The following is a 24,546-nucleotide window of genomic DNA, read 5'->3' as shown; positions in this document are numbered from 1 at the left end:
CTCTATCAACATTCCACTTTTTCATGCGCAAATGCACTAGGATGCATTATATTGAATATTGTCTCTTACACTTTGGAGTTAGCCGTATGCTTAAACTGAAAATTGAAACTTTTTCAAATGACAGCGGAAACATTGAAGATACTTTAACGGTTCCGCTAGCTGTGGCTAAAACGTTGTTGAAGTTTCTACCTGCTAATTTAGCTGCGAAGTTTGAAGAAAATGGTGAGCAACTGCAGGAGCTGGTGTCAGCCATCGCTGACGTTAAACAGCCGGGGATAATCCTAGAGTTTGATGATCAGGACGAGAATCAGCGAATCGTGTTCTCTGTCTATTAGATCTGATAGGACGATAAAAATAAATAAGGCGTTTAGAGTGCTAGGGAGAAAAAGATGGAATTTACAATTAATCGAATAAATACAGCAATGGGGATCTTCAGGTTGTCTGGTGAGTTATTGGGTAAGCCTGAAGCAACAGCGATTCGCTACTCTAGTGCTGAGTTTATGGGCACCGACGGTTGGGTCGCAATTAACACCGAGACAGAAGTGGGGCTATCCATGCTCAATGAAATCAAAGCAGAAGTCATTGAGCATTTAACCGAGGGATGCGATGCCTTTGGTTGAAGTGATGTTTTAGCGTTAAATTGCTTCTCAAGACCTATTTGGCTTACGATTTACAATGTAAATCGCCTCAAGCTCACGCTTGAGGCGATTTGTTATTTAAAGCAGACTTCTGCCCAGCGCGCGAGACCCGCCGTCACCGAGCCAAAATAGTTGCCACTGACAACCTGAATGTTAGGCAGGGTTTGTTGAACAGCGTTACGCAAAATAGGAGAGCGTGCGGAACCGCCAGTCATAAAGATAGCATCAGGTGTGACGCCACCTTGTTCAACGGCTTCTTTGACCAGCTCTGCCATCTTCTGTTTTGGTGATTCGATCGCATTGGTCATGTCCTCAAAACTGATATCCACTTCCAACTGTTCTGATAACAGCTGCATTGTTGCGCGATAGTGAGGATGATCAGAAAGCGCAATTTTGGCTTCCTCCGCCTGACGTACCAAGCGATAGCCTAAGGTTTCATTGAACACTTCAATCAGGCGTAATAGCTTTTCTGGTTCTTGAGCGTCTTTATGCAGCTGTTTTAACGTTGCTAGGTTCGAACGGGAGTAGAAGTCCGCCTGTGCGTCTACGCTGTTGATCGCTATTGGGTTCCAGAACTGAATGGTCGGCATTACGATGTCAGAGGTCGTTTTACTGCCTAAACCAAAAGGCGTCATCAGCTGTTTAAACGCCAGTGCGATATCTAAGTCGTTTCCGCCTACCCGTTGACCGCTATGCGCCAGCAGGCTTTGAGTACGGTCAGATTTTCCGCGCCAGTTTGGTCCCATCTCGATCAAGGAACAGTCAGTCGTACCACCACCAATATCAACCACTAATATGGTTTTGTTTTCAGTCAGTGATGCTTCATATTCTAGACCAGCGGCTACGGGTTCAAACTGAAATTCGATGTTCTTAAATCCTGCACGAGTCGCGGCTTTGCGTAGGATCTCTTCGGCCTGACGGTTAGCCGCTTCGCTATCGCGACCGTGGAAGTTCACTGGGCGACCAATGACTGTGTCAGTAATTATTTGTCCGGCGTCTTGCTCAGCATTGCGTTTGATGTTGTCCATCATGGCGCACACCAGATCCTCGAAAAAACTGACCTGTACATCGCGTAAACCCGATGCGCCAAGGAAAGATTTTGGTGATTTTACATAGTAGCTTTCGCTTGGGTCTTGTAGGTAGTGATCAAGTGCGGCCTGACCAAAGGCTACTTCTTCTGCGACAAACTCAACTCCGTCTTCGCGGTTTAAGTTAATTGCACGGCGAAGTACTTGTTCGCCAATAGCATCAAGTGGTTTGATATCGCGGAACTTAAACAGATATTCTGCAACCGCCTCACGAGTCGGTGCCGATAAGGTAGAAGGAATGTAAACGCTGTCCCCTTCCAGTTTGAGGAGCTTTGGTTCACCTTGCTCAATTTTCGCTACCGAGCAGTTTGCCGTTCCATAGTCAAAGCCAATAAACATTCGAACCTCCTACCATTAAAAAAAGGTCGGCAATGTTACCTCAATGGTGTAGTGAATGCTATTGGCATTTATCCCACAGTCGTGCGCTCAATGTATTGAAATGTATATGATCATGATTAATGGGTAGAAACGCTTTGCTGTGGCAGCAAAAATGATTCATCCATAGTTAGCAGGTGGCAGGTTAAATCGCTTTCATCTATAATCCTTGCGCTTTTATCTTGGGATATCCCATTTTCACCTTGGACACATTATGATTTCGAAAAACCAACTTAAATTACTTCGTGCTTTAGGCCAAAAGAAACAGCGCAAAGCGCATGGTCTGTTTTTGGTTCAGGGTGAAAAGAATGTTCTTGAGTTGGTCAACAGCACACTATTGGTCAAGCATGTGTTTGCTGCCAGTGAGTTTTTAGCGCAGCACAGCCAAGAGTTAGGTGGTTTCGAGTGCATAGAAGCTTCGCTCGATGACCTGACTAAAGCGAGTACGTTGGTTAGTAACAATGCGGCGATTGCTGTGGTTGAGATCCCAAGTGTAGAAGTACCAAAGGCGCAAGGGTTGATGATTGCTTTAGATGGTGTTTCGGATCCGGGTAATTTGGGCACCATTATTCGCGTTGCTGACTGGTATGGTATTAAGCACATTATTGCCAGTACGGATTGTGCTGATCCTTATAATCCAAAAACGATCAGCGCGACCATGGGGAGCTTCGGCCGTGTGACGGTTAGCCAGTTAGACTTGCCTGAGTATCTGGAACAAGCGAAATTGCCTGTTTATGGTGCGTTTTTAGAAGGTGAGAGCGTGCATAAGACTGAGTTTGCTGCGCAAGGTATTTTATTGATGGGCAGTGAGTCTCACGGAATTCGCGAGCAAGCGGCTAAATACGTTACTGATAAGATTACTATTCCCGCTTTCGGTGGTGCCGAATCATTGAATGTGGCGATGGCGACGGGAATTATTCTCGATAACCTGCGTCGTCAGCACAGCTAAGACGCAGCGTATCAAGTCGCGAGAGAGGAATGAACCTTTGCTTCTATTTCTCCAGCATGTCTAGTTTGTTAGGCACGCCATTCCATTTTTCTGCTTCGTCCATGGCTGGTTTGACTTCCGTTTGAACTGGCCACAATTCTGCCAATTCCGCATTTAACTGAATGTAGATGGTTTGATCATCTGGCACTTCGTCTTCTTGAAAGATCGCGTGTGCATCACATTCGTCAACACATAGACCACAATCGATACATTCAATTGGGTTGATCACCATAAAGTTTGGCCCTTCATGGAAGGCATCAGCAGGGCATACCGCAACACAGTCAGTATATTTACATTGGATACAGTTATCCGTTACCACAAACGCCATGACGATCCGCTCTTTAGTTAGTCAAAATTGAAGAATGGGGATAATACTCATCCCAAGGCAAAATTCAACATTCTATGCAGTGAATCTTAGTGTAAATGAGTTCACCAAACTGATTTTAGTATGACAGACAAATCAATTTCTCGTAAAATGCGCGCCATTGTGAGCTCGCCTTTTCGGCTTGGCTAAGACACCTATGATTACGAGACATCTACATGATACGTTTAAATGAACTCAAGCTTCCTTTAGATCACGAGGAAGGGGCGTTAATCGCTGCTATTACAAAGAAACTTGGTATTTCTGCTGACCAAGTTATCTCTTTCAATATCTTTAGACGTGGCTACGATGCTCGTAAGAAAGCGAACATCCTACTTATCTATACTTTGGACGTTGTGGTTGAGAACGAAGCGGCATTGCTTGAGCAGTTCGTTAGCGATCCACACGTTAAACAGACGCCAGATATGGAATATAAGTTTGTCGCTCAGGCACCTAAGAACCTAACAGAACGTCCTGTTGTGATCGGTTTTGGCCCATGTGGTCTATTTGCCGGTCTTGTTCTCGCGCAGATGGGTTTCAACCCTATTATTGTCGAGCGTGGTAAAGAAGTCCGTGAGCGTACTAAAGATACGTTTGGCTTTTGGCGTAAACGCACCCTAAATACAGAATCAAACGTACAGTTTGGTGAGGGTGGTGCAGGTACTTTTTCTGACGGTAAGCTATACAGCCAGGTGAAAGATCCAAACTTCTACGGTCGTAAAGTGATCTCTGAGTTTGTTGAAGCAGGCGCACCAGAAGAGATTCTATACGTCAGTAAGCCGCATATTGGTACCTTTAAGCTGGTTACCATGATCGAGAAAATGCGTGCGAAAATCATCGAGCTAGGTGGTGAAATTCGTTTCAGTACTCGTGTCGACGACATCCACATGGATGGTGAACAGATTACTGGTCTTACATTGTCAAATGGTGAGCAAATTCATTCACGCTATGTTGTTCTTGCGGTTGGTCACAGTGCTCGTGACACGTTTGAGATGCTGCATGATCGCGGTGTTTACATGGAAGCGAAACCATTCTCTGTGGGATTCCGTGTCGAACATAAACAGTCGATGATTGATGAAGCTCGTTTTGGACCAAACGCAGGTAACCCAATTCTTGGCGCTGCGGATTACAAACTGGTTCACCATTGTAAGAATGGCCGTACTGTGTACAGCTTCTGTATGTGTCCGGGCGGAACGGTAGTGGCGGCGACTTCAGAAGAAGGTCGAGTTGTTACTAACGGTATGAGCCAATACTCACGTTCAGAGCGCAACGCAAACAGTGCTATCGTTGTTGGTATCGACCCTGAACGCGATTACCCTGGAGACCCACTTGCAGGTATTCGTTTCCAACGTGAACTTGAATCGGGCGCATATGTGCTGGGCGGTGAAAACTACGATGCGCCAGCTCAGAAGATCGGTGATTTCCTTAAAGGTCGCGATCCAAGTCAGCTTGGTGATGTTGAACCATCATTTACACCCGGTATTAAGCTGACGGACATCTCGAAAGCATTGCCAGATTTCGCAATTGAAGCAATCCGTGAAGCTATTCCAGCGTTTGATAAGAAGATCAAAGGGTTTGCCTCGGAAGATGGTCTACTAACCGGTGTTGAGACTCGTACGTCTTCACCTGTGTGTATCAAACGTGGTAAAGACTTCCAGAGCATCAACCTTAAAGGCTTCTACCCTGCTGGTGAGGGTGCTGGCTACGCGGGTGGTATCTTATCTGCGGGTATCGATGGCATTAAAGTGGCAGAAGCGCTAGCAAAAGCGATGGTAGCAGACGCAGAAAACGCTTAATTACCGCCTTTCAGCGACAGACAACAGACATTAAGGCTCTTCAACTACGAAGGGCCTTTTTTGTTATAGGGACAGGCGCTTTTATTACAGCACTATTACAGGGACAGGCACCATAACGAACTACAGGGACAGGCACCATAACGAACTTAGCTATGTTTGGTGAAAGTTGCTTCGCTAGTCGTGGGTTTTATAAGCTCACTTTGAGATTAAATTCAATATTGCAGCGATTTTAGTGTTGGCTGGGTCTTTGGGGAATTCTTGAAGTATTGAGAAGCGCCAAACCTGTCTATCAGGTTTGGTTAGAAATCATAAGTTGAAAACTGAAACTAACTGTCCAGTCGAAACAAATTGATTCGTTTTCTATTAAACACGTGTTTGGCCACTATTGCGCTCGTGATACAGCCTATACTGGTTGTCCGGCGACGTTCTAATTCTGTACAAGCATTAAGCCACTTTAGCTTGTTGATATTCAAACGCTCTAATATTGGCGGAATGCTTCTACTTAGCTGGGCTTTGCCCTCTCGAAATTGACGTGCAGTCCAATCAACCAGTTCAATATAGTCGATAAGTCGGAAGGGAATACCATCGAGTTGAACGTCTGCTGAACTGCCTATAAATGGATGGAGGCAAGGAGCCGTTTCTTGCTGATTGCTTAGTGCCTCTATTCTCGCTTGAATTGATGTATAGTCTGAAGTCTCGGGAGTATCTGCTATCCCAGCTCTTAATGGATTTAAATCGACGTAAGCCATGGTGGCAGCAAGTGCTTGTTCATCAAGCAAGGCCTGACTTTTAAAACGACTTTCCCAAAAATGGCCTTTACACTCGTCCTCTTTGTTCGCTTGGCAAGCAATGTCAAATTTGAGCTCTTTCATAAACCAACTTAGGTTCCATAACCGTTCTCGCCACGACTCAATAATAGTCATACATGCTTCGACTTCAACATCATTGGTAAGTTGTCCATCTAACCACCTAGTTACTAAACTTGGTAACTTGTGGTCTTGCTTCCAACGCTCAACCACTTCTTGATGAGATAAGTTTAGGGCCTTTGAACAATTGATATGAACAACTAGATGGTAGTGGTTGGCCATGATGGCGTAAGCGCAGATATCGATGCAATAGATTTGCGATAGTGCCAACATCTTTCGTTTAATCCAAGCCCGTCGGTGTTCATAGCACTGCTGGGTAACGGGGTCTTTTCCACATAGAAAACTTCGTCTGACGCAGCGAGAAACGCAATGATAGTAAGGTGTAGCATCGACACACAGCTGGTGTTTTCTGGCGGTTGTCATCTGTTTTTCCAAGTAGTGATTGATTCACTTAGGTTAAGAAAGTCGCCTACCTGCGGCAATCTGGAATAAGCCACCCTTCCATCGAGGTATCAACAACTCATACCATTTTCATCCTTTATGGTGTGTGTCCACTTAAGAAGGCTTTATCACGTGTGTCCTTTTCAGTTCGTCCTTTTCAGTTCGTGCTTTTCAGTTCTTTTAAGTTAGGTGTGGTTTTAAGGCGTGTGTCCTTGTGAGAGGGAGAGCATAATTTTATGGCGTGTGTCCCAATAAGAAAAAAGCGAGCTTTTGGGCTCGCTTTGTGATGATTAACTTTCCATGACTAGATTGTTGTTGTCTGTTGTTTCTTCTACCTCGGGCTCTGCTGCTAACGCTTCTCTTAGGTTATTGAACAAAACAGGTAAATCGTTTCTATAAAATCCCGGGGTGAAACCATCGGTCCTCGGTGGTAATGAGTGGATGAAACGGCTCATTATGTCTTTTGTTGATTCGCTGATTTCTTCTTCGTTGATGAGTCTTGGGAAGACGTTTTCGTTGATGATACCAAGCAAATCGCCGATTAGCTCCGAGTAGCTTGTGACGTTTTCATGGGTCATCGACTGATAAACGAAGTAGTAATTCGCCACGCGATAAAGTGCGTCTCCTTGCTTTTGAGAAATGCACGTTGAATCCACCATGATGCTGATGTCATCTTTTAATCTCAACTTGAGCTTATCGACTTGGACCGACAATGTCTTTTTGGTGATGAGTTCTTCTTTTTGACGCTGATTAACATGAAAGAAGTAAAAAGTGAGAAGCAAAAGCAATACGATAAGAAGTGCCACAATGATAAAAACAAGCATAGAGAACCGGGTAAAATGAGGCTTATGAGGGTGAAACGTGGAACAAAGCTTATAGAATCGCGTTAGCGGAATCAAAAGATACGCTTTGAATTTAGACTAACTACTCATCTAAATCTGACATTTGGTCATTATCTAGCCACAAAGCCCCAAAATGGCGCTGACTTTCGCTGCTACGATCTATTCAAATGTCCAAGAAAAACCAGAGCTGTAGCTCCCGTTGGGGCTCGACTTGAAATAGGTTTGCACATTCCCACCATCAAATTCAGTGGTATAGCAATGCGTACTGCCGTAACCGCTGCTAAGTCCATTATCACCAAATGGGCGGCTGATTGCTCCGGGACAGTCATCATTGTTCAATCCTTGATGATGTGAGGTCGATGGCCTTTTATGCAGTGAGCTCATTGAGTCCATCATGTCGTTATGAATATCGATACTTTTTTCAAGCAGGTTGTCAGCAAAGGCTGAGCAAGAGAAAAGGACGATTAGAGCACCGATGGCTGGATTCTTTGAAAACATATTTACCTCGAATGAATCAATGTTTTGTCTTGAATTGATTATTAAGCTAAATGTTTCCAAAGTGTTTTTCAATAAAAAATTATCGTAAAACGATAATTTTTTATTGTTTAATTCGAGTTTGATAGCTAAGATAGGATTGAATTATTTAATCTTGAGGCTCTATATGTCACACCAATCGATTAGTACTTTTAGCCGTAAGTTGCTTATTTTGTTTTGGTTTTCTTTTGTTTTTGTCGCCGTGTTTGACACAACGTTGTGGTTCAGCGCCACGATGTTTAATGCTCAGTGGTTTACGGCTAGCTTCCCTGTTGAAGTGGATTTGCCGTTATCGGTGACACGATCTTTGATCGCATATATTCCAAGTATGTTTTCTGCCTTCTTGACGATGGCGATGTTATGGCAATTGATCGCCTTGTTTGGTCTGTATGAAAAGGGGCAGATCTTCGAACAGAAAAATGCTCAGTGTTACAAGAAACTGAGCTACTTATTGATCGCATCTCCTTTCATTGGCGCAATCAGCGACTTACTTCTAAGCCTCGCTTTATCGTACAATGGCGATTCTTGGTACTTCTCAGTCGAAGTCGATGATGTAGACATCACCATGATGGTAATCGGTTTTATTGTCCGAGTTATCGCGGTTGTAATGGAAAGAGCAGCGGAACTTCATGAAGAAAGTGAGCTGACGATTTAACGGAACGAATATGGCGATTGTAATCAATCTTGATGTAATGTTGGCCAAGCGAAAAATGCGCTCTAACGAGTTGGCGAAACTGGTTGGTATTACAGAGCAAAACTTGTCGATATTGAAAAATGGTCGAGCGAAGGCCGTTAAGCTGGCGACGCTGGAAGCTATCTGTAAGCATCTTGATTGTCAGCCAGGGGATATACTCGAGTACGTGCCGAGCCCTGAAGAGGTCGAATCTATTTAGGGATTAACGTTACGTTGAACTGACAAGCCAGAGTTTTTCTCTGGCTTTGTTATTTGGCGTCAACCTGCTCAACTCGTCCAACACATGATCAAGACGGTGGTGTAATAATTCGCGAGCTGATTCCCCCTTGTTTACCGCCAACAGACTACACTGAGTAGTAATGAATGGATCGATAACTTGCGCAGGAAGTTTCTTCCTAAGGGGGAATAATGGCATCTCAGAATATTCAACATTTCTTTCATTCTGATTCTGGCACCATCAGTTATGTTGTCGCTGATAGTGATACCAAGGAAGCAATCATTATTGACCCTGTCGCCGATTATGACGTCTTTCTAGATGTGATTAGTTATGAGTCTGCCCAAGAAATTATCGATCATATCCAACGTAATCGTCTCCATATTGTTGCCATTCTAGAAACTCACGTACACGCTGATCACCTATCTGGTTCGTTCTACCTCAGTAAAAAGCTCAATGTGCCTATCTATGTTTCTGAAGGGGTGAAGGACGTTTATTCGCAGTGGAAAGATGAGCTCTGTTTGAGTGAGTTGTACCACTTTGAGCATTTCTTGTTGGAGAATGAGCAGATGGATTTTGGTCATTCACATTTGGAGGTAATTAGCACTCCTGGACATACCCCTTCGGATCTGACTTTTAAGATTGGTGATGCGTTATTCGTTGGAGATTCGTTGTTTTACCATGGAACTGGTCGGGCAGATTTCCCCGGTGGAAGTGCAGAAAAAATGTTTGAGTCTATACGAAAGCTGTATGCGCTCAAGGACAGCACTGAAGTCTATTTGTGTCATAACTATCCAGAAAGCGAAGACCAATTGGTTTACAAAACCACGATTGGAGAAGAGAAACATGACAACGTTTTTGTCGATGAAGAGACGACGCAAACTCAGTTTGTAGAAAGGCGAGAAGGACGAGACCATCAACTTCCTCCTCCCAAGTTGATTAAGCCCGCGCTGGAATTTAATTTAACGGCACATCACAGTTAACACAGTATCTAGTTTGGTTTTACGCCTTGCTACTCACCCTTAAGTTAATCCATTAGGGAGGATTTGCCTCTCCTGTCTGCTGATAAAATCACCACTTCATGGCAGGAAAAGGACTTAACAATGAATCAGCGTCAAAAGGAACAACAGCAATTTGAACTCAGTGGTGAAAACCTTGTTGTGGGCGCGATGGAAAATTGCCCAATCGATCCTGAGCAACTGGCCTCTACCACCAGTGATAGCCCTTATGTCGTTGAAACTTTTCAAAGCGGCCTTACCGCTGAAGTGTTTCGACTTCGCTTCGCTGGCAAAGATTACACTCTGAAGAAAAAGCGTCCAGTTGCCAAGGTGCAAAATCTGGATGGTCAATTTTCGTTTTTGAATGAAGTACAACGTCGTGCTGATTTACAGTGCCACAAAGATAATCCGGCAACGAGCGATGCGTTTAAATGCATTGTCCCGACCGTTTATGCCGACTATCGGCTTGGGATCATTTTGTCTGATTGGATTGAAGCCGAGCCTGTCAGCAAGATCACGCACTCATTGCTTGAGCAACTGTTTTCGACGTTAACTGCCTGCGAAAGAATTGGACTGTTTGAGTGGGATCTTTGTGCAGGAAATTTGCTGGTGGATGCGAATGGCAAACTATGGCTATTCGACTTTGGCTATATGTACCGTTTTGACCCTTTGAATGCGCTGAATAGTAATGGAATGAGCGACCCTCTGTTTGAGCTTTGCGAACGTTTCGAGACGCGCTTTCTCTCCGGTTGGTTTTTGGATCAGGATTATTCCATTTCTCAGTCGTTGTCAGTGTTTAGGAAAGTGAAGCGTCAGGCACTTAAAGCTCTGACCTTGCACTTTGAATGGTTGCAAAACCAAAACGCTAGCAAGCCGGTGTTGATGGCAAAGCGCCAGCAAATCACAGACTATCAAATCGCCTTGGCTAATGAGCGAAAGTTAAAGCAGTTGTTTGAGGTGGAAATGTTCCGCTCACACGTGCTGGATATCGAAGATGACTTGGCGGGGAGAAGCTGTACGCCTACTACCATTAAACGAGTTGAGGCTGTGTTGGAGATGATTAAAGACGCTTACCCGACGCTTGATGAGCAAGGGGCGTTGTTTTATCACAATCAGGGTAAGAGTCAGGCTGAGTTGATAGACGCCTACCAAACCGCTCTGTGTTTGGTTAAGCAGTATCAGATTTAGAGAGAGATGCTCAGTAGAGGTTACTGAGCATTTTGCATCTCGACCAAACCGCCAGCATTGTGCAGATTGGTAAAGCCTTGAGAAACTAAGTATTGATAAGCTTGACCTGAGCGGTTTCCGCTTCGGCAGTAGAGGACGATTTGTTTCTCTTTGTCGATATTGGCAAAGTGCGTCGCCAGTTGAGATAGGGGGTAGTTGACCGCGTTATCTAGGTGCCCGGCTTCGAACTCCTGTGGGGTTCGTACATCGACGATTAATGCACCCTGCTTGATCCACTGCCAGCCAATATCGGCACGTTCTGAAGCGATGGATGGAACACTAAAGACCGCCAAGGCCGCCAGCAACAGAATGATCAATTTTTTCATCTTGATTGAGTTCCTTAATTATCATTGCCTTAAGCATATCCCATTCTTCAAAATTAGCCGCGATGCAATTCACAGATGTTTGCTGATAATTTAAATACTTTAAACGCTTGTCTATACTCAATTCAGGCTAGGCTACAACAATAACTCTACTTCAATCGGCGTATATTCTGTTCAACCAATATAGGTATGATATGAACATTGCAGTGGTCGGAATTGGTTATGTTGGACTCGCCAATGCCATTTTATTAGCTCAGCAGAACAAGGTCACGTTGCTTGATATTGACGCCAGCAAAGTGGCGATGATCAATCAGTACCGCTCTCCTATTGAAGACCCTGAGATCGAAGATTATCTTGAGAACAAGCCTTTGCAACTCACCGCAACAACGGATGAGCAGTTCGCATATCGAAATGCAGACTTCATTATCATTGCGGCGCCTACAGACTATGATTGTGAGTCTCGCACTTTTGATACCACAATCGTTGATGCCGTGATAGCCAGCGCTATTCGTATCAATCCCTCAGCGACCTTGGTGATTAAGAGTACGGTTCCTGTCAATTTTACCTACCAAGCCAGAGAACGTTTCCAATACCCCAACATCCTCTTTTCGCCAGAGTTTCTCCGCGAGGGGCAAGCGCTCTATGACTGTTTGTATCCATCCAGGATTATTGTCGGAGGTCAGTCGGAAGCCGCGAAAGTATTTGGTGCGTTACTGCAACAATGTACTGCTGCCCCTAATCCACCCGTGATTTACACCCATTCATGTGAAGCAGAATCAATCAAACTATTTGCCAATACGTTTCTTGCTATGCGAGTCGCTTTTTTCAATGAACTTGATACGTATGCAGAGATTAATCATCTCAGCAGTAGAGATATTATTGAGGGGGTCTGCCTCGATTCGAGAATAGGCCAATACTACAACAATCCTTCGTTTGGCTATGGCGGCTATTGTTTACCAAAGGATACTAAGCAGCTTTATGCTAACTTTGAAAACATTCCCAATAGAATGATTGCGGGCATTGTTGAAGCCAACTCAGTTCGAAAGGAACATGTCGTAAATGCCATTCTAGCGAATGAACCAGAGGTGGTAGGCGTGTATCGTCTGATCACTAAGGTGGGCTCGGATAACTTCCGTTCTTCGGCAATACTTGATGTGATTGATCGGTTAATTGCTCGCGGTGTGCGCGTTGTGATCTTTGAACCTAAGTTGTCTCAAGTCGTTTTTCATCAGTGTGAAGTTATTCACCAGTTGGCGGAATTTAAACGGGTTGCGAGCATTATTGTCGCGAACCGTCTCAGCCAAGAGTTAGCTGATGTTCGACAGAAAGTCTATTCACGCGATATTTACCAAACCGACTAAATCAGAGGGTTTTGTTGTTATCTAACAGATGTTGGCATATCTGAATAATGCGTTCTGTCCAAGGATTACGTTGTGTGATTCTGTGACTAATAAAAATATGCCGCGCCCAACTGAGTAAAGTGTAGGTTTCGACCCTTGCTCTCAGGTCATAACCCGCAAGTTTTTCATAGTGTGCAATAAATCGTTCGATTTGCGTCTGGGCATAATCCATTTGGTCGAAGTGACGCAGACATTGCTCTTCAATATGCGCAATAAAATTGCCAATATCTAGTGCTGGATCGCCACAACAAATCAGGTCTAGGTCGAGCAAATAGACTCGTTCATCTGCGATGAGGACTTGATCATGATAGAAATCGCGATGGATTGTGGTCAACGAGTACGGGGCGGCTAGTTTGTTTGCTCGATGCTTGCAACCACCGAGGATGTCGAGAATAACGCTTCTGTCTGACGGTAAAGCCTTGCTTGCTTGAACTAAGTAGTGTTTTAGCAGGTTGATTTCTTCGACATGAGTATGGCGTCGCTCGGTAGTGATAGGGCTGCAATGAAGTTTGTAGAGTGCTTGAGCAATCCTTTCCGCTACTTTTCCATCTTCGCTATGACAAAAATCGTTAAAACAGGCCTCTCCAGCCACTTTCATTTGGAACCAAGCATGATGATGTTGCGAGAATCCAAGGGGGGATGGCACTTGGATACCATCACGACTGCTTTGACCAAACTGTGATTGATGCAGCGTACGGTTTACGTTCCATGTATGCTTATCAAACCGTTTTGCTCTGACTTTGCCAAGAATCTGCTCTTGCTGTCCGTCAGGTTTCTCAAAGGTATATTCAATCAATACACGCTTCTCTGGTTTATATCGGATGATATCAATACTGACTAAGTGAGCGTGGCAAGACAACTGACGAATATTGCGCTTTAACACCACTTCCGCTTGCTGCTTATCGAGCAATTCACTTATCGATGGCAGAATTTGCGTTAGGGAAGGCACTTTTGTCAGTAACTGAAAGGTGGATAGATGTTGCTCACAACGGTCGATTAGCATTCTGATAGCGTTGTTCCAGTCAGGAAGGGCATTGCGAAATGGATGATGGGCCAGTTTGAGAAGCCCTATCGCGCTAAACAACTCGATATCACTCGCTACTATGGGTCGCTGTTGTCGATAGCCGTCCAGCATGGCGGATTGGTAATGATGCGCTTGTTGTGTTGATAGCGTGCCGAGCAATGCATCACGTTCAAGATGAGCGATAAAAAGACCAAGGTCATAGCCAGAATACCAGTAACAGACATCATCGAAATCGATAAGCTTTACGCCATTTGATGTGATCAATACTTGTTTAGCGTAGAAATCCCCGTGAATGACACTTTTGCTTGATTGGAGAGTGGTTAAAGCCGTTACTAATTGGTTTGAGAGTTTAGTCAGTTGTGGGGCGATGTCAGGCACAAGCTGGGATATGCCCTCAGCGCACTGCTTGAGAGTGGCGATAAAGTCATTGGTATCGGCATCCACCACCTGTTTATTTTTTGAGTGTTGGTGAAATTCCGCCAGATAACGACCGCACTCGATGAAAGGAGCCAGACCCTTTTCATCACTGTGATAGTAATGGGTTAAATTCTCCCCCTCGATCCATCGATAAATCAGTAGTCGGTGCTTATCGCTCCGACCGATCATATCGAGCAAGTGTTGTGAATGTAACTTTCTACGCCGAGCAATTTTGGCCAGTTGATAGCGCTGCTGAGTGTAGATCTTGAGAACCACCATTTCTCCCGATGTCATCTCGAGTTTGGCGACAAACCGCCTTTCAGGTTTGTATTGCAGTATTTCGACGCGTTGAATGTTCGGGTCTTCGATCGTGTTGGGATACAGGGCACGCATAAACAGTTGTTGCAAATCAGAAGGGTCAAGAAGGCGTGTTAGAACTTTAAGCTTTGCATCAAAAGGGAATGGGTACAACACGACTCGCTGGGAAATAAAAACCATGGGCGTCAGTTGAAAGTTGGTGGTTGGTACTGTCAGTGGCGCGAGTTTGTCTTGATCCTTGTCGGTAAAAGCTTTTGCGTACCAATGGCTTTCTCCACTTTTCCCTAGCACCTGATATTTGACCAAGCAGTTGGTCGCGGGTTTATAACGTAGATAAGACCTTTTTACTTTGTGTATCTCCTCTGAAGGGAAATAGCTTCTCATCAACGCGAGCATCTTTTCGTCATTTAATAGGATAGATAAGCCGACAATCTGCGACTCTTTAGCAATCAAAACACGGTCATCGGCTTCCATTTACCCTCTCTGAACTTGCTGATCGGTTGGAGCATTGAATTGATCAATGTAGATATCGCTCTGTTGCATCAGTTCGTCGTGTGTCCCTTTAGCGACGATTCTACCTTTATGCATACAGACAATCTGATCACATTGGGCTGCGAAGTCCATGCGATGGGTAACAACGAGGACAGTCGCTTGATCCGCTAGCCTCATCAGTGCTTCATTGACCTGTTTCTCTGTGCTCGGATCCAAACCTGTGGTTGGCTCATCCAAAATTAAGATTGGGGCCTGTCTAAGGGAGGCTCTAGCTATGGCAATTCTCTGTCGTTGACCTGCTGAAAGAGTCACACCACGTTCGCCAACCTCAGTGTCATAACCATTGGGTAAAGATACAATGTAGTCATGTATCTCAGCTTGTTTGGCTGCTTCTATGACTCGATCCATATCCACTTGCTGTTGACCGATGGTGATATTGTTGAGAATGGATGTGGCAAACAAGGCGGTATCTTGCATCACAACCGAGATTTGCTGGCGGACACTTTCGAATGTGTATTGGCGGATATCGATGCCATCAATTTTTACCACGCCTTGCTGTGGATCGTGCAGTCGCATAAGCAGTGCGATTAGCGTTGATTTTCCGCTACCCGAAGGGCCGACAATGGCGACCTTTTGCCCTTGTTCAATGTCCAATGTGATGTCGTCAAGATTGGTGACGTTATCATTGAGGTAGGAGAATTTAACCTTGTGAAAGTGAATGTTGCCACTCAATGGAGGGGCATCTTTCGCGTCTTTAAGATTGTGAACATCTTTTTGTTGTTCAAGTACCGCCAAGACACGTTCGCCAGCAGCAGAGGCTTTTGAAAGCCTTGCCGTATATTTAGTAAAGTCACGTATAGGACGAAAAACTCGTCTCAAGTAGTAGATGAAAACCAGCAGTTCACCAAGACTTAGCTTGCTTTGAATGACAAGAAGAGAACCGTACCAGAGCACCAGAGCCGTTGAGATCGCCATTAGGATGTCGACGCTTCGCTGTAACGAAGCTGCGAGCCTTTTTCCTTGTATCCCTTCTTTCAAACTTTTGTTGTTGGCTTGACCAAAGATCGAGGAGAAACGATCTTCCAAGGTCAGTGCCTGGACGGACTTTATTGCATGAATCGACTCTGACGCTGTCGCAGCCATTACCCCCTCTCTTTGGCGGTTTTTACGCGCCACATTGTGGATTTTTTTGCTTTTACTTAATGTCACCAGCCACAAGAAGGGTAAGGTACAGAGGGCAACTAACGTCAATTGCCAGTTGAGCCACAGCATCACAACCAGTATGCAGATAAAAATCAGGCTGTTTCCGATCAGTGGGACTGTGGCGGTGATCGCCACCTCTTTCATTAGTCCCATATCGCTAATCAGGCGGATAACCAAATCGCCACTGCGCTGCTGTTGGTGATAAATCGTCGAGAGACCTTGAAGATGGTTAAATACTTTACTGCGCAGGCTGATAATAATGCGGTTGCCCGCTATCGCCATTAAAACGGTGGTTGAGTAGGTGAGTAAAGCACGACAAAAAATAATCGTCACCAATGCTCCTGCCAGTAGCGCAAAATATGTCGAGAGTGATAATGATGAAAGAAATTGCAGGTCTTTCGTCGCGCTAAACTCAGGGGAGGCTAAGCGGTCAATGATGTATTTAAGCGGCCAAGGTTCCAGTAGTCGTAACAACGTCTGACCGAATAGGCAGATGAATGCCCCAACAATGAGCCACTTGCTTTGCTTGATATAAGGGAGCACGTAGCGAATGAAGCGAGAGAGGCTAGGTAAGCTTTGAGATAATCCTTTTGCCCTTGCCATTTTGTTACTCCGGAACCAAACCTGACCAGCAAAGAATATTATCGACTCGTTGTCGCCAGCTATGGCAAGACTGAGCTTCAGTTTGTGCCGTTCGACCCCAAGCCGATGCGGTCGATGGGTGTATCGCTAGGTACTCCATTGCTTCGATAAGATGATTCAAACTTGACGCCGGACAAGTGATGCCCGTTTTGTGGTTGGTGACGATATCGCTTATTTGACCTACATCACTGCCAATCACTGGCAGCCCCGCCGCCATATATTCGAAGACTTTAAGGGGAGAAAAGTAACAATCAATTTCACTGGGATAAGGGGCAACACCGACATCCATGCGCTGGTACATATTAGCCATTTGGCAAGGAGCAATGGAGCCAGTCATTTCCACCTGTTCGGACAAATTGAGAGCCGCTATCTGGCTTGTTAGGGCCTCTTTCATCGGTCCATCACCGACGATCAATAGACGAGTATGAGGCAGGCGCTGGTGCACGTGAGCGAAAGCAGCGATCAATCTATCGACGCCATGCCATGGTTTTAGGGTGCCGACAAAACCAAACGTAAATGCTTGCTGTGAGTTTGGCTTTTTATGCAGCACTTCACTAAACCGATCTGTGTTCACCCCATTCGGCAGCACTTTTATTTTCCCTTGTGCCTGTGGGTATGATTCTACATAACAAGCGACCTGCTCAGAGACGGTTAGAATCAAACTGGCGGAGTCAAAACACTGCTGAGTGACTTTCACCGCCGACTTGTGGTCGATTAGCCCTCGGTACTTCTGCTGTTCTTCCACCAAAGGAGCATTCACTTCTAATATGGCAGGTATGTCCCTGCTGGCTGCGTAGGTCATGCCTGCGTGGCTCCACAGCGAGTATCGCTCGTAAACAAAGTCATACGGCTCTGAACGTTCTAGCTCACGAATGATAGCGATATTGTCCTGAATGTCCGACTGCTCTCTCAAGGCTCGGTCTGTAAGCTTAGAATGTCGAATGCGGTGGACATCAAGGGCGCGTAAGTCATCAGGACATTGACCACCAACCGATGCAGCATGAAGGTCAACATCGATATCTGATTGAAGTAGGGCTCTGGAAATTTCCTGCACATGTAACGAGCAACCCTTACTGCCAAATACGGGCACTCCTCGATCAGAACATACATAGGCTGCTTTCATTTTTCCTCCAAATCGACCCTGTCAGAGAGTTGGAAGATCGTTCGAATCTCTTGGGCATTGGTATGAATGTCAAATTGACTTTCGATAAGTGAACGCGCTTGCCGTGATAAGTTGACTCGTAGCTGAGAATGGCTGAGTAAGTTTTCTAGTGCTTGCGCAAGAGACTGAGGATTATTCTGTTGTGCGATTAAACCCGTCTTCCCGTCGGTAATCACTTCTGGAATCCCCGTCACTTCAGTAGACACGCAAGGCGTTCCTAAGGCCATTGATTCGAGTAATACGGTTGGCAATCCATCGCGGTTGCCATCTTTTCCCACAACACAAGGGGCGGCGAAAACGGCGGCACGGCGCAGATGCTCTTTCACTTGATGCTGCGGTAACGCCCCTTTTAGCGTTACGACTTGTTCTAGGCCCAAGGTTTGGATTTGTTGCGCCAACTCGTCTTTCATTTCTCCATCACCGATGATTTCACATTGGAATTGGATACCTTGCTGTCTAAGCAAAGAGCATGCGTCGATAAGGTCGCAAAAGCCTTTTTTTTCAACCAATCGTCCAACGGCGCAAATGACTGGTTCTCGGTGTTGAGGGGAGAGGTATGGGAACTGAGTCAGATCCAGACCGTTGTATATTCTCACTACTTTTCCGTCTCTGACTGAACGCTCATGGGTGAGATAATTGAGATTAAAATTACTTACGGTGATGGCACATTTCGCTTGTTCGAACTTGGTTGCCAGAGAGACAAAATCGTTGTCTTGATGAAAGATATCTTTTGCATGTGCAGTAAACGAAAAGGGGACGGCTGTGATGGCTGATGCGATCTGTGCAACTGTGGTTGATGTGGTAGCAAAATGAGCATGCATATGGGTGATTTTCATTCGGCTAATGTGGAGTGAAAGTTCCAAAGCTTGCAATATTTCTCGCGCGCTGGCGTTTGGATATTGGCCTAGCACATTCCACATTTGAGGATAGCGGCGCGATACTTTTTTTTGTCGCTCCCAAAACGTACTCGCCCTATCCGCTTTGGCTGGGAGATAGGTAACGGGTGCTCTGACCTGAGAAATGATATCTTGGAAATGTGAATCTTGAGGCGGTAACAAGGCAAAAATATGGATGTCCAATCCCGCTTTCTCATGGGCCAGAATTTCGTTAACAATGAACGTTTCAGAATAGCGCGGATATCGCTTGACGATATAGGCGACAGACATAGGTCACTCCTTGAAATTGTTCTGTTTCTTGTTCCCAACCAATGTTTGTTAATAATGATTTTATTATTGGTTATTCCAACAACTGACGTTCTAGTTGTTCCATACCACACAAGTCGACGTGCTGAGAAAACGGTAGTCGAGCTTCTTCACAGAAGAGTTTACTGATGATTTTGCTGTTCAGTAGACTCGGTGTGATCTCATGCGGGTGGATAAAGTCGAAAATCTCCAGTTTGGAAAATTGTTCTGCTCTGATCAGCTGTTCTGCGACGGGAGAGACTCGTGGAACGACAATCGCTGGCTTTTTCACTGATAGAATCTCGCACACCGTGTTGTAGCCTGCCATTGTGACCACTAAGTCTGCCGCAGCTAGGTAGCTGATAAAATGTGGAGTAAATTCAGATAAAGTGACGTTTGGTACTTGCTGGGCAATTTGTTTTAGTTGTTCTACGTCTGCTTGGCACATCTCCGGTCCGTAGAAAACCATAGAATTAACTCGGTGATGCCACGAGTTCTGTCGGCAGGCTTGCAAGTAATTCTCTAGCATTAGCAGACCGTCGTTGCCTCCCCCTGCTGCGACAACGATTAACTTCTTATCTGACTCAAGCATGTGATCGAGCAATTCAATACGATGCTCGATAGGCTCTGTTCGATACAAATAACCACAAAAAGTCGTCATGTTCTTAACGGTAGGTGGGAAGCTGTATTGTTCAACGACATCAAAGATTCGTTGTTCGCCAACGACCAGTACCTGATGATAGTGCTTTTCAATCAGTTGATAATATTGGTTCTTTTGCCAGATCCTCTGTGTGACTTGAGGAGTATCGAGAATATCCCTTAGTAGCAATACACATTTTGGTGCTGGCTCAAGGGTATTAAGCAGCGAGAGGGTTTGTTTCAGCTCGCCATTTAGACCTTCTGGTTTTTTGTCGACCAGCACGAGGTCGGGTTTAAATGAGTCGACGACCTCATGAATAATATCCGCTCTTAGTTCGAGCAAACTTTGACCACTAAAACAGCTTAGCTTTGCTGAGTAACTTCCCGATTGAGAACGCTGTAGGCAGGGCAGTTTGATGTAGTCGATTTGAGGATGAGTACGAAACGCGTGAAGCATAGGAGAACCTGTCACCAAGAGAATATATAGATCGTGGTGACGAGCGACTAAAAAGTTAGCAATAGCCACCATGCGGCGGATATTCCCCAAACCATAGCTATCATGAGAGTAAAACAGCAGCTTCTTCATTATCGAATCAGACCTTATTTGTCACTCTTTACCAAAGTTAGACCTTTAGTTTAGAACTCTCTGAAGTATAGCTATGTGATAGTGGAAAACCTGTCATCTGGTGCTTGCAGAACCGCTGATGTTATGTGGCTATGAGTAAGGTGATGATAATTATATCAATTTGAGTAAAAAAATTTTTGCGTTAGAACGGAGTTATCTAACTTGCTACAACGCCATATGGTTCGCTAAGAAGTCAAACACCAGACGTACGCGCTTATTGGTATGTAACTCGCGGTGGCAGACTAACCACGCATCTAACTCGAAGGGCTTAAAGTGCTCGTAGAAGGCGATGGCAAGATCGGGATTATTTTGCGCGATATGTTCTGGTAGCAGAACTAAAGACGGGGTGTGCTGAACCAGTTGCCATTGAACCAATTGGTTGTTGCAAATCAGCTTGAAAGGATTGTGCTTAAGTGACCAGCCAGAGTGGTTAAGGTGCTCGGCAAGCCTATCTCCACGGTCAAAACCGATGATCTGAAGATTAGGGTAGTCATCCGGTCTCTTGTTAGCAAAGCGTTTCACTAGCTCTTTTTGTCCGTATAGCCGAACGGTTTCATGGCCAATTTTTTTGGCGATTAAGTCTAGGTCTGTGGGGCGGTGATAGCGAATTGCGATGTCTGCTTCACGACGTTTAAGATCGCTGATTTGGTTAGACACGATCAACTCGAGGTTGATGTTTGGCGCGAACTCTTTGAGTTGGTGAATCAGTGCGGGGAAACGGAAAAAGGCATCCAGTTCGGTGAGTGAAATGCTGACATCTCCCGCGACATTTTCATCTTGTCCCAAGGCCGTCAGTAGTAACTGATTCGCTGATTCAGCCATTTTACTGACATGTTGATAAAGCTTAGCGCCGCTTTCTGTTAAGACAAGCTTCTTGCCAACGCGTTCAAAGAGTGTGACGTTTAACTCCTGTTCGAACGCGGTTATTTGGCGACCTAATGTCGGTTGGCTGATATTCATCGCACGCCCTGCCGCTGAGAGGGAGCCTTCTTGCGCTACAACCAAGAATGCGCGGGCCCGATTCCAATCAAAGTGGATGTGTTTCCAGTCCATGAGTTGTACCCGTTCAGCTAAATTAATCATTCAATAATGAATGATTCTTATACATTTTCGGGTGATTTCCAAATGAATATGAATTGATACACTAGACCAATCTGTGTGACGAGTGAGAATTTGATGATGAAAGTGATGGTATTGGGCGCGACCGGAGCAACAGGGCAAGGGGTCGTCAAGCAACTGCTTGATGCTGATATTGATGTCGCTGCTTTAGTGAGAGATACCGATGTACTAGGGGAACATCCTCGATTGCAACAGATCGCTGCAACAGCACTATCGATGGAACCGACTGAATTAGAGCAATTGGTGGGAAATAGTGACGCCATCATATGTTGTCTTGGGCACAACTTAACCTTGCAAGGCGTCTACGGCGCTCCAAGGATGTTGGTAAGGGACAGCTTGCGACGAATCATTTCATCGGTCGATAAGCAAAGGAGTCAGCCTTTGAAATTGGTTCTAATGAGCTCGACAGGTGTACGCAATGTGGTTACACAGGAGCGTATTCCGACGCTCGAAACGGCGCTGAACTTTTTATTGCGTTGGTTGTTGCCGCCGCATCGGGACAATGAACAGGCAGCCAAATTGCTCCACAGTCAGGAGATCAATAACACATCGCTAGAGTGGGTGATGGTGAGACCAGATACCTTAATCGATAGATCAGAGGTGAGCCAGTATGACTGGTTTGTGAGCCCAACACGCAGTGCTCTATTTGATGCAGGAGAAACCAGCAGAATCAATGTCGCCAATGCGATGTATCGATTGGTGTCAGATGAGAGCCTATGGCGGCAATGGAAGGGGAAGTCGCCCGTTATTTATAATCAGCAAACTGAGTGAGTTATGCGTGCGTCAGAGAGTTCGTTGGCACGCGAGTGGGGAATGATAAATCTGGGGTGGATAGTAGCGCTAGGTGCGACCTAACATCCTTAGTAGAATGCCATCTCTCTTCACGAAATGGTGAAGCAGGCTTGCCGAGACATGGAGTAGCAAGAGCACGGGTAGTAACGTTTCTCCAGCAAATTCATGAATCCCTTCTCCTAGCTTCTCTAGCCACTCTATTTCGTTACCGGGGAGAATTAGCGGTAATCCAAATAGACTTAAACCGTCACCCTCTCCAAGGGTTAACGCAATGCCTGATAATGGCAAAAGGACGGTGAGTGCCAGTAAGGAATAGAGCACTATTTTAGCAGCCATATCTTCCAGTTTACCTCGCTGGGCAACGGGTTGTGGCATACCAACCATGAGTCGAGCGACCAGTCTAGGGATACTCACTGCCAGCACCAGTATGCCGAATGATACGTGAGCGTTGAACAAGAGGTTGCTGGGGCCATCATCCATGATGAGTCCGGATACCAAAACCAAAATCATGCCCATTCCGCTTAGCCAATGAAACCAGATCATTGGCGTTGATATTGCTCTGTTTGGATTACTGTCCATGTTATTTCTCCATGCTTAAAGTATGGACATTGTGCATCGACAGAGATGAATTGCTGATGAATGCTTTATTCAGGAAACGAATGCCCCAAGAAAGTGAGGGGTAAATAGAGTGCCAATCTGGCTATCTTCAGACTGGCACTGAGTGAGTACGAATAATGTTCAGTTACTCACCAAGGGCTTTTTTAGCTAAACGGGAAGCCGCACGCTGATGGCGGTCGATCAGTTGGTGGATATCGACACCAATCATCTCGCCGTTTATGACACGCCAATGACCAGCAACCATAACGCGATCCGCTTGTTGAGCTCCACATAGTAGCAGCGCGGCTAAAGGGTCATGACTGCCCGAGAAGCGAATATCATCCAGTTTAAACATGGCGATATCGGCCTGCTTACCACGAGCAATCTCACCAATATCACTGCGTCCCATTGCTTGTGCTGAACCTTTTGTCGCCCAGCGCAACGCATCAAAGTGGGTGACATTGGCAGAGCCATATTTGAGTCGTTGCAAGTACATCGCCATGCGCACTTCCGCAATCATATTTGAACCGTCGTTGGAGGCAGACCCATCAACACCGAGTCCGACTTTGACACCTGCTGCCTCAAGCTCGTTGTTCTTACATATACCTGAAGCCAGCATCATGTTCGATGTTGGGCAGTGACTTACCCCTACACCCGCCTTGCCGAGGCGGATTATCTCTTCGCTGTTGAAATGGATCCCGTGCGCCAGCCAAGTTCGGTCGTTGAGCCAACCGACATCTTCGAGATAGTCGACCGGCCTTAAGCCGAATCGTTTGACGCAGAACTCTTCTTCGTCGAGTGTTTCACAAAGATGAGTATGCATCATCACATCTTCTTGCTTGGCAATTCGCGCCGTCTCTTTCATCAACTCTGTGGTGACTGAGAACGGTGAGCAGGGGGCTAATGCAATTTGGGTCATTGCACCATCATGATGCTGGTGGTACTGGCGTATTAAGCGTTGGCTGTCATCAACAATCGCCTGTTCAGTCTGAATTGTGTGTTGCGGAGGCAATCCTCCATCCTCTTGACCAAGGCTCATCGACCCTCGGGTAAAGATGGCTCGTACGCCCAGTTTTTGAGCGACTTCCACTTGAATATCGATCGCATGCTCTAGCCCATTCGGGAGCAAATAATGATGATCGGAAGCGGTTGTACAGCCCGAGAGCATCAGTTCAACCAAGGCAAGTTCGGTCGCGACACTCATCATTTCCGGATCTAAGTTTGCCCATACCGGATAAAGACTAGTAAGCCAGTGGAACAGCTCTTTATTGAGGGCGTCAGGATAGGCGCGGGTTAATGTCTGATAAAAGTGATGGTGTGCATTGATTAGCCCTGGCGTCACCACATGACGCGAAGCATCAACGACATAGTCAATGGTTAGTGAAGGGGTTTGGTTGTGTGCGATCAGTTCGACAATCTTGTTTCCCTGAACCACAATGCCACCTCGGGCGTCTTGAGCGTTTGCGGTGTAAATTGCAAGTGGATTCTTAATCCAGATGGTTTCCATTCATAGTCGTCCTTAGCCGTCTCAACCATTTCAGGGGAGAAGG

The 24,546-nt window shown here is 45.5% G+C and carries 24 protein-coding genes; 10 read left to right on the top strand and 14 right to left on the bottom strand.

Annotated features, from left to right (window positions below):
* Nucleotides 1-86 precede the first annotated feature (86 nt).
* Entirely contained in the window at nt 87-335 is a 249-nt protein-coding gene (locus ACQEXP_RS16265; protein WP_426970946.1) for a hypothetical protein, read from the top strand.
* 54 nt (nt 336-389) lie between these two features.
* On the top strand, nt 390-620 hold the full coding sequence (locus tag ACQEXP_RS16260; protein ID WP_426970945.1) for a hypothetical protein: 231 nt from the start codon (nt 390-392) through the stop codon (nt 618-620).
* Between the two features lie 92 nt (nt 621-712).
* Here the strand turns inward: ACQEXP_RS16260 and yegD are convergent, their stop codons facing one another.
* Entirely contained in the window at nt 713-2,065 is a 1,353-nt protein-coding gene (gene yegD / locus ACQEXP_RS16255; protein ID WP_269375377.1) for a molecular chaperone, read from the bottom strand.
* Nucleotides 2,066-2,315: 250 nt separating this feature from the next.
* On the opposite strand from yegD, the gene ACQEXP_RS16250 reads away from it, so the two are divergent.
* Entirely contained in the window at nt 2,316-3,050 is a 735-nt protein-coding gene (locus tag ACQEXP_RS16250; RefSeq protein WP_426970944.1) for an RNA methyltransferase, read from the top strand.
* Nucleotides 3,051-3,093: 43 nt separating this feature from the next.
* Here the strand turns inward: ACQEXP_RS16250 and fdxA are convergent, their stop codons facing one another.
* Nucleotides 3,094-3,417, bottom strand: a complete 324-nt coding sequence (gene fdxA / locus ACQEXP_RS16245) for a ferredoxin FdxA (RefSeq protein ID WP_006880303.1) — start codon at nt 3,415-3,417, stop codon at nt 3,094-3,096.
* Between the two features lie 212 nt (nt 3,418-3,629).
* On the opposite strand from fdxA, the gene ACQEXP_RS16240 reads away from it, so the two are divergent.
* Nucleotides 3,630-5,246: an NAD(P)/FAD-dependent oxidoreductase gene (locus ACQEXP_RS16240; RefSeq protein ID WP_426970943.1), complete on the top strand. Its 1,617-nt coding sequence runs from the start codon at nt 3,630-3,632 to the stop codon at nt 5,244-5,246.
* A 326-nt stretch (nt 5,247-5,572) separates the two neighbouring features.
* Here the strand turns inward: ACQEXP_RS16240 and ACQEXP_RS16235 are convergent, their stop codons facing one another.
* The 3 genes from ACQEXP_RS16235 to ACQEXP_RS16225 form a co-directional block, all read right to left on the bottom strand.
* Nucleotides 5,573-6,535 (bottom strand): transposase, encoded by a 963-nt coding sequence (locus tag ACQEXP_RS16235; RefSeq protein ID WP_426970942.1) that lies wholly within the window; start codon nt 6,533-6,535, stop codon nt 5,573-5,575.
* A 308-nt stretch (nt 6,536-6,843) separates the two neighbouring features.
* The gene (locus tag ACQEXP_RS16230; protein ID WP_426970941.1) at nt 6,844-7,377 is read right to left on the bottom strand and encodes a hypothetical protein; all 534 of its coding nucleotides are present in this window, start codon (nt 7,375-7,377) and stop codon (nt 6,844-6,846) included.
* A 177-nt stretch (nt 7,378-7,554) separates the two neighbouring features.
* Complete coding sequence (locus ACQEXP_RS16225) at nt 7,555-7,893, bottom strand: hypothetical protein (RefSeq protein ID WP_426970940.1); 339 nt, start codon at nt 7,891-7,893, stop codon at nt 7,555-7,557.
* A 163-nt stretch (nt 7,894-8,056) separates the two neighbouring features.
* On the opposite strand from ACQEXP_RS16225, the gene ACQEXP_RS16220 reads away from it, so the two are divergent.
* From ACQEXP_RS16220 to ACQEXP_RS16205, 4 genes are all read left to right on the top strand, one after another.
* The gene (locus ACQEXP_RS16220; RefSeq protein WP_269375383.1) at nt 8,057-8,584 is read left to right on the top strand and encodes a DUF2975 domain-containing protein; all 528 of its coding nucleotides are present in this window, start codon (nt 8,057-8,059) and stop codon (nt 8,582-8,584) included.
* 10 nt (nt 8,585-8,594) lie between these two features.
* On the top strand, nt 8,595-8,822 hold the full coding sequence (locus ACQEXP_RS16215) for a helix-turn-helix domain-containing protein (RefSeq protein ID WP_269375384.1): 228 nt from the start codon (nt 8,595-8,597) through the stop codon (nt 8,820-8,822).
* A 209-nt stretch (nt 8,823-9,031) separates the two neighbouring features.
* Nucleotides 9,032-9,820: an MBL fold metallo-hydrolase gene (locus ACQEXP_RS16210; RefSeq protein WP_426970939.1), complete on the top strand. Its 789-nt coding sequence runs from the start codon at nt 9,032-9,034 to the stop codon at nt 9,818-9,820.
* Between the two features lie 120 nt (nt 9,821-9,940).
* A complete protein-coding gene (locus ACQEXP_RS16205; protein ID WP_426970938.1) occupies nt 9,941-11,023 on the top strand; it encodes an AarF/UbiB family protein in 1,083 nt (360 codons plus the stop codon).
* Between the two features lie 20 nt (nt 11,024-11,043).
* Here ACQEXP_RS16205 and ACQEXP_RS16200 read toward each other — a convergent pair whose 3' ends face one another.
* Nucleotides 11,044-11,388, bottom strand: coding sequence for a rhodanese-like domain-containing protein (locus tag ACQEXP_RS16200; RefSeq protein WP_426970937.1), 345 nt, complete (start codon nt 11,386-11,388; stop codon nt 11,044-11,046).
* A gap of 191 nt (nt 11,389-11,579) precedes the next feature.
* Here ACQEXP_RS16200 and ACQEXP_RS16195 point away from each other — a divergent pair, with 191 nt between their 5' ends.
* A complete protein-coding gene (locus ACQEXP_RS16195) occupies nt 11,580-12,746 on the top strand; it encodes a nucleotide sugar dehydrogenase (RefSeq protein ID WP_426970936.1) in 1,167 nt (388 codons plus the stop codon).
* A gap of 1 nt (nt 12,747) precedes the next feature.
* On the opposite strand, the gene ACQEXP_RS16190 is transcribed toward ACQEXP_RS16195, so the two are convergent.
* The 6 genes from ACQEXP_RS16190 to ACQEXP_RS16165 all read right to left on the bottom strand — a co-directional run bounded on the left by ACQEXP_RS16190 (nt 12,748) and on the right by ACQEXP_RS16165 (nt 21,541).
* On the bottom strand, nt 12,748-15,018 hold the full coding sequence (locus ACQEXP_RS16190) for a phosphotransferase (RefSeq protein ID WP_426970935.1): 2,271 nt from the start codon (nt 15,016-15,018) through the stop codon (nt 12,748-12,750).
* Nucleotides 15,019-16,842, bottom strand: a complete 1,824-nt coding sequence (locus ACQEXP_RS16185) for an ABC transporter ATP-binding protein (RefSeq protein ID WP_426970934.1) — start codon at nt 16,840-16,842, stop codon at nt 15,019-15,021.
* A 4-nt stretch (nt 16,843-16,846) separates the two neighbouring features.
* Nucleotides 16,847-18,004, bottom strand: a complete 1,158-nt coding sequence (locus ACQEXP_RS16180) for a glycosyltransferase family 4 protein (protein ID WP_426970933.1) — start codon at nt 18,002-18,004, stop codon at nt 16,847-16,849.
* Entirely contained in the window at nt 18,001-19,209 is a 1,209-nt protein-coding gene (locus ACQEXP_RS16175; protein WP_426970932.1) for a glycosyltransferase, read from the bottom strand. The genes ACQEXP_RS16180 and ACQEXP_RS16175 overlap by 4 nt, the downstream gene beginning before the upstream one ends.
* 70 nt (nt 19,210-19,279) lie before the next feature.
* Nucleotides 19,280-20,449 (bottom strand): glycosyltransferase family protein, encoded by a 1,170-nt coding sequence (locus tag ACQEXP_RS16170; RefSeq protein ID WP_426970931.1) that lies wholly within the window; start codon nt 20,447-20,449, stop codon nt 19,280-19,282.
* Between the two features lie 204 nt (nt 20,450-20,653).
* Nucleotides 20,654-21,541 carry a LysR family transcriptional regulator gene (locus ACQEXP_RS16165; RefSeq protein WP_426970930.1) on the bottom strand — a complete coding sequence of 296 codons (888 nt, stop codon included), beginning with the start codon at nt 21,539-21,541 and terminating at the stop codon, nt 20,654-20,656.
* Nucleotides 21,542-21,664: 123 nt separating this feature from the next.
* On the opposite strand from ACQEXP_RS16165, the gene ACQEXP_RS16160 reads away from it, so the two are divergent.
* A complete protein-coding gene (locus ACQEXP_RS16160) occupies nt 21,665-22,378 on the top strand; it encodes an NAD(P)-dependent oxidoreductase (RefSeq protein WP_426970929.1) in 714 nt (237 codons plus the stop codon).
* Between the two features lie 69 nt (nt 22,379-22,447).
* Here ACQEXP_RS16160 and ACQEXP_RS16155 read toward each other — a convergent pair whose 3' ends face one another.
* Both ACQEXP_RS16155 and ACQEXP_RS16150 read right to left on the bottom strand, forming a co-directional pair.
* Nucleotides 22,448-22,978 carry a cytochrome b gene (locus tag ACQEXP_RS16155; protein ID WP_426970928.1) on the bottom strand — a complete coding sequence of 177 codons (531 nt, stop codon included), beginning with the start codon at nt 22,976-22,978 and terminating at the stop codon, nt 22,448-22,450.
* A 163-nt stretch (nt 22,979-23,141) separates the two neighbouring features.
* A complete protein-coding gene (locus tag ACQEXP_RS16150; RefSeq protein ID WP_426970927.1) occupies nt 23,142-24,503 on the bottom strand; it encodes an 8-oxoguanine deaminase in 1,362 nt (453 codons plus the stop codon).
* Nucleotides 24,504-24,546: the final 43 nt, after the last annotated feature.

The sequence above is a fragment of the Vibrio sp. TRT 1302 genome, assembly GCF_050113875.1.
Lineage (GTDB): Bacteria > Pseudomonadota > Gammaproteobacteria > Enterobacterales > Vibrionaceae > Vibrio.
Note: the sequence above shows the minus strand (reverse complement) of the source record. Positions and strands in the feature narration are given on the sequence as shown.

What these genes read in the sequence shown, in the direction of transcription:
- yegD (WP_269375377.1), bottom strand. Translation starts at nt 2,065, where the DNA reads ATGTTTATTGGCTTTGACTATGGAACGGCAAACTGCTCGGTAGCGAAA.
- ACQEXP_RS16240 (WP_426970943.1), top strand. Translation starts at nt 3,630, where the DNA reads ATGATACGTTTAAATGAACTCAAGCTTCCTTTAGATCACGAGGAAGGG.
- ACQEXP_RS16260 (WP_426970945.1), top strand. Translation starts at nt 390, where the DNA reads ATGGAATTTACAATTAATCGAATAAATACAGCAATGGGGATCTTCAGG.
- ACQEXP_RS16220 (WP_269375383.1), top strand. Translation starts at nt 8,057, where the DNA reads ATGTCACACCAATCGATTAGTACTTTTAGCCGTAAGTTGCTTATTTTG.
- ACQEXP_RS16210 (WP_426970939.1), top strand. Translation starts at nt 9,032, where the DNA reads ATGGCATCTCAGAATATTCAACATTTCTTTCATTCTGATTCTGGCACC.
- fdxA (WP_006880303.1), bottom strand. Translation starts at nt 3,417, where the DNA reads ATGGCGTTTGTGGTAACGGATAACTGTATCCAATGTAAATATACTGAC.
- ACQEXP_RS16190 (WP_426970935.1), bottom strand. Translation starts at nt 15,018, where the DNA reads ATGGAAGCCGATGACCGTGTTTTGATTGCTAAAGAGTCGCAGATTGTC.
- ACQEXP_RS16175 (WP_426970932.1), bottom strand. Translation starts at nt 19,209, where the DNA reads ATGTCTGTCGCCTATATCGTCAAGCGATATCCGCGCTATTCTGAAACG.
- ACQEXP_RS16265 (WP_426970946.1), top strand. Translation starts at nt 87, where the DNA reads ATGCTTAAACTGAAAATTGAAACTTTTTCAAATGACAGCGGAAACATT.
- ACQEXP_RS16160 (WP_426970929.1), top strand. Translation starts at nt 21,665, where the DNA reads ATGATGAAAGTGATGGTATTGGGCGCGACCGGAGCAACAGGGCAAGGG.
- ACQEXP_RS16155 (WP_426970928.1), bottom strand. Translation starts at nt 22,978, where the DNA reads ATGGACAGTAATCCAAACAGAGCAATATCAACGCCAATGATCTGGTTT.
- ACQEXP_RS16180 (WP_426970933.1), bottom strand. Translation starts at nt 18,004, where the DNA reads ATGAAAGCAGCCTATGTATGTTCTGATCGAGGAGTGCCCGTATTTGGC.
- ACQEXP_RS16195 (WP_426970936.1), top strand. Translation starts at nt 11,580, where the DNA reads ATGAACATTGCAGTGGTCGGAATTGGTTATGTTGGACTCGCCAATGCC.
- ACQEXP_RS16225 (WP_426970940.1), bottom strand. Translation starts at nt 7,893, where the DNA reads ATGTTTTCAAAGAATCCAGCCATCGGTGCTCTAATCGTCCTTTTCTCT.
- ACQEXP_RS16205 (WP_426970938.1), top strand. Translation starts at nt 9,941, where the DNA reads ATGAATCAGCGTCAAAAGGAACAACAGCAATTTGAACTCAGTGGTGAA.
- ACQEXP_RS16200 (WP_426970937.1), bottom strand. Translation starts at nt 11,388, where the DNA reads ATGAAAAAATTGATCATTCTGTTGCTGGCGGCCTTGGCGGTCTTTAGT.
- ACQEXP_RS16150 (WP_426970927.1), bottom strand. Translation starts at nt 24,503, where the DNA reads ATGGAAACCATCTGGATTAAGAATCCACTTGCAATTTACACCGCAAAC.
- ACQEXP_RS16230 (WP_426970941.1), bottom strand. Translation starts at nt 7,377, where the DNA reads ATGCTTGTTTTTATCATTGTGGCACTTCTTATCGTATTGCTTTTGCTT.
- ACQEXP_RS16250 (WP_426970944.1), top strand. Translation starts at nt 2,316, where the DNA reads ATGATTTCGAAAAACCAACTTAAATTACTTCGTGCTTTAGGCCAAAAG.
- ACQEXP_RS16170 (WP_426970931.1), bottom strand. Translation starts at nt 20,449, where the DNA reads ATGAAGAAGCTGCTGTTTTACTCTCATGATAGCTATGGTTTGGGGAAT.
- ACQEXP_RS16235 (WP_426970942.1), bottom strand. Translation starts at nt 6,535, where the DNA reads ATGACAACCGCCAGAAAACACCAGCTGTGTGTCGATGCTACACCTTAC.
- ACQEXP_RS16185 (WP_426970934.1), bottom strand. Translation starts at nt 16,842, where the DNA reads ATGGCAAGGGCAAAAGGATTATCTCAAAGCTTACCTAGCCTCTCTCGC.
- ACQEXP_RS16215 (WP_269375384.1), top strand. Translation starts at nt 8,595, where the DNA reads ATGGCGATTGTAATCAATCTTGATGTAATGTTGGCCAAGCGAAAAATG.
- ACQEXP_RS16165 (WP_426970930.1), bottom strand. Translation starts at nt 21,541, where the DNA reads ATGGACTGGAAACACATCCACTTTGATTGGAATCGGGCCCGCGCATTC.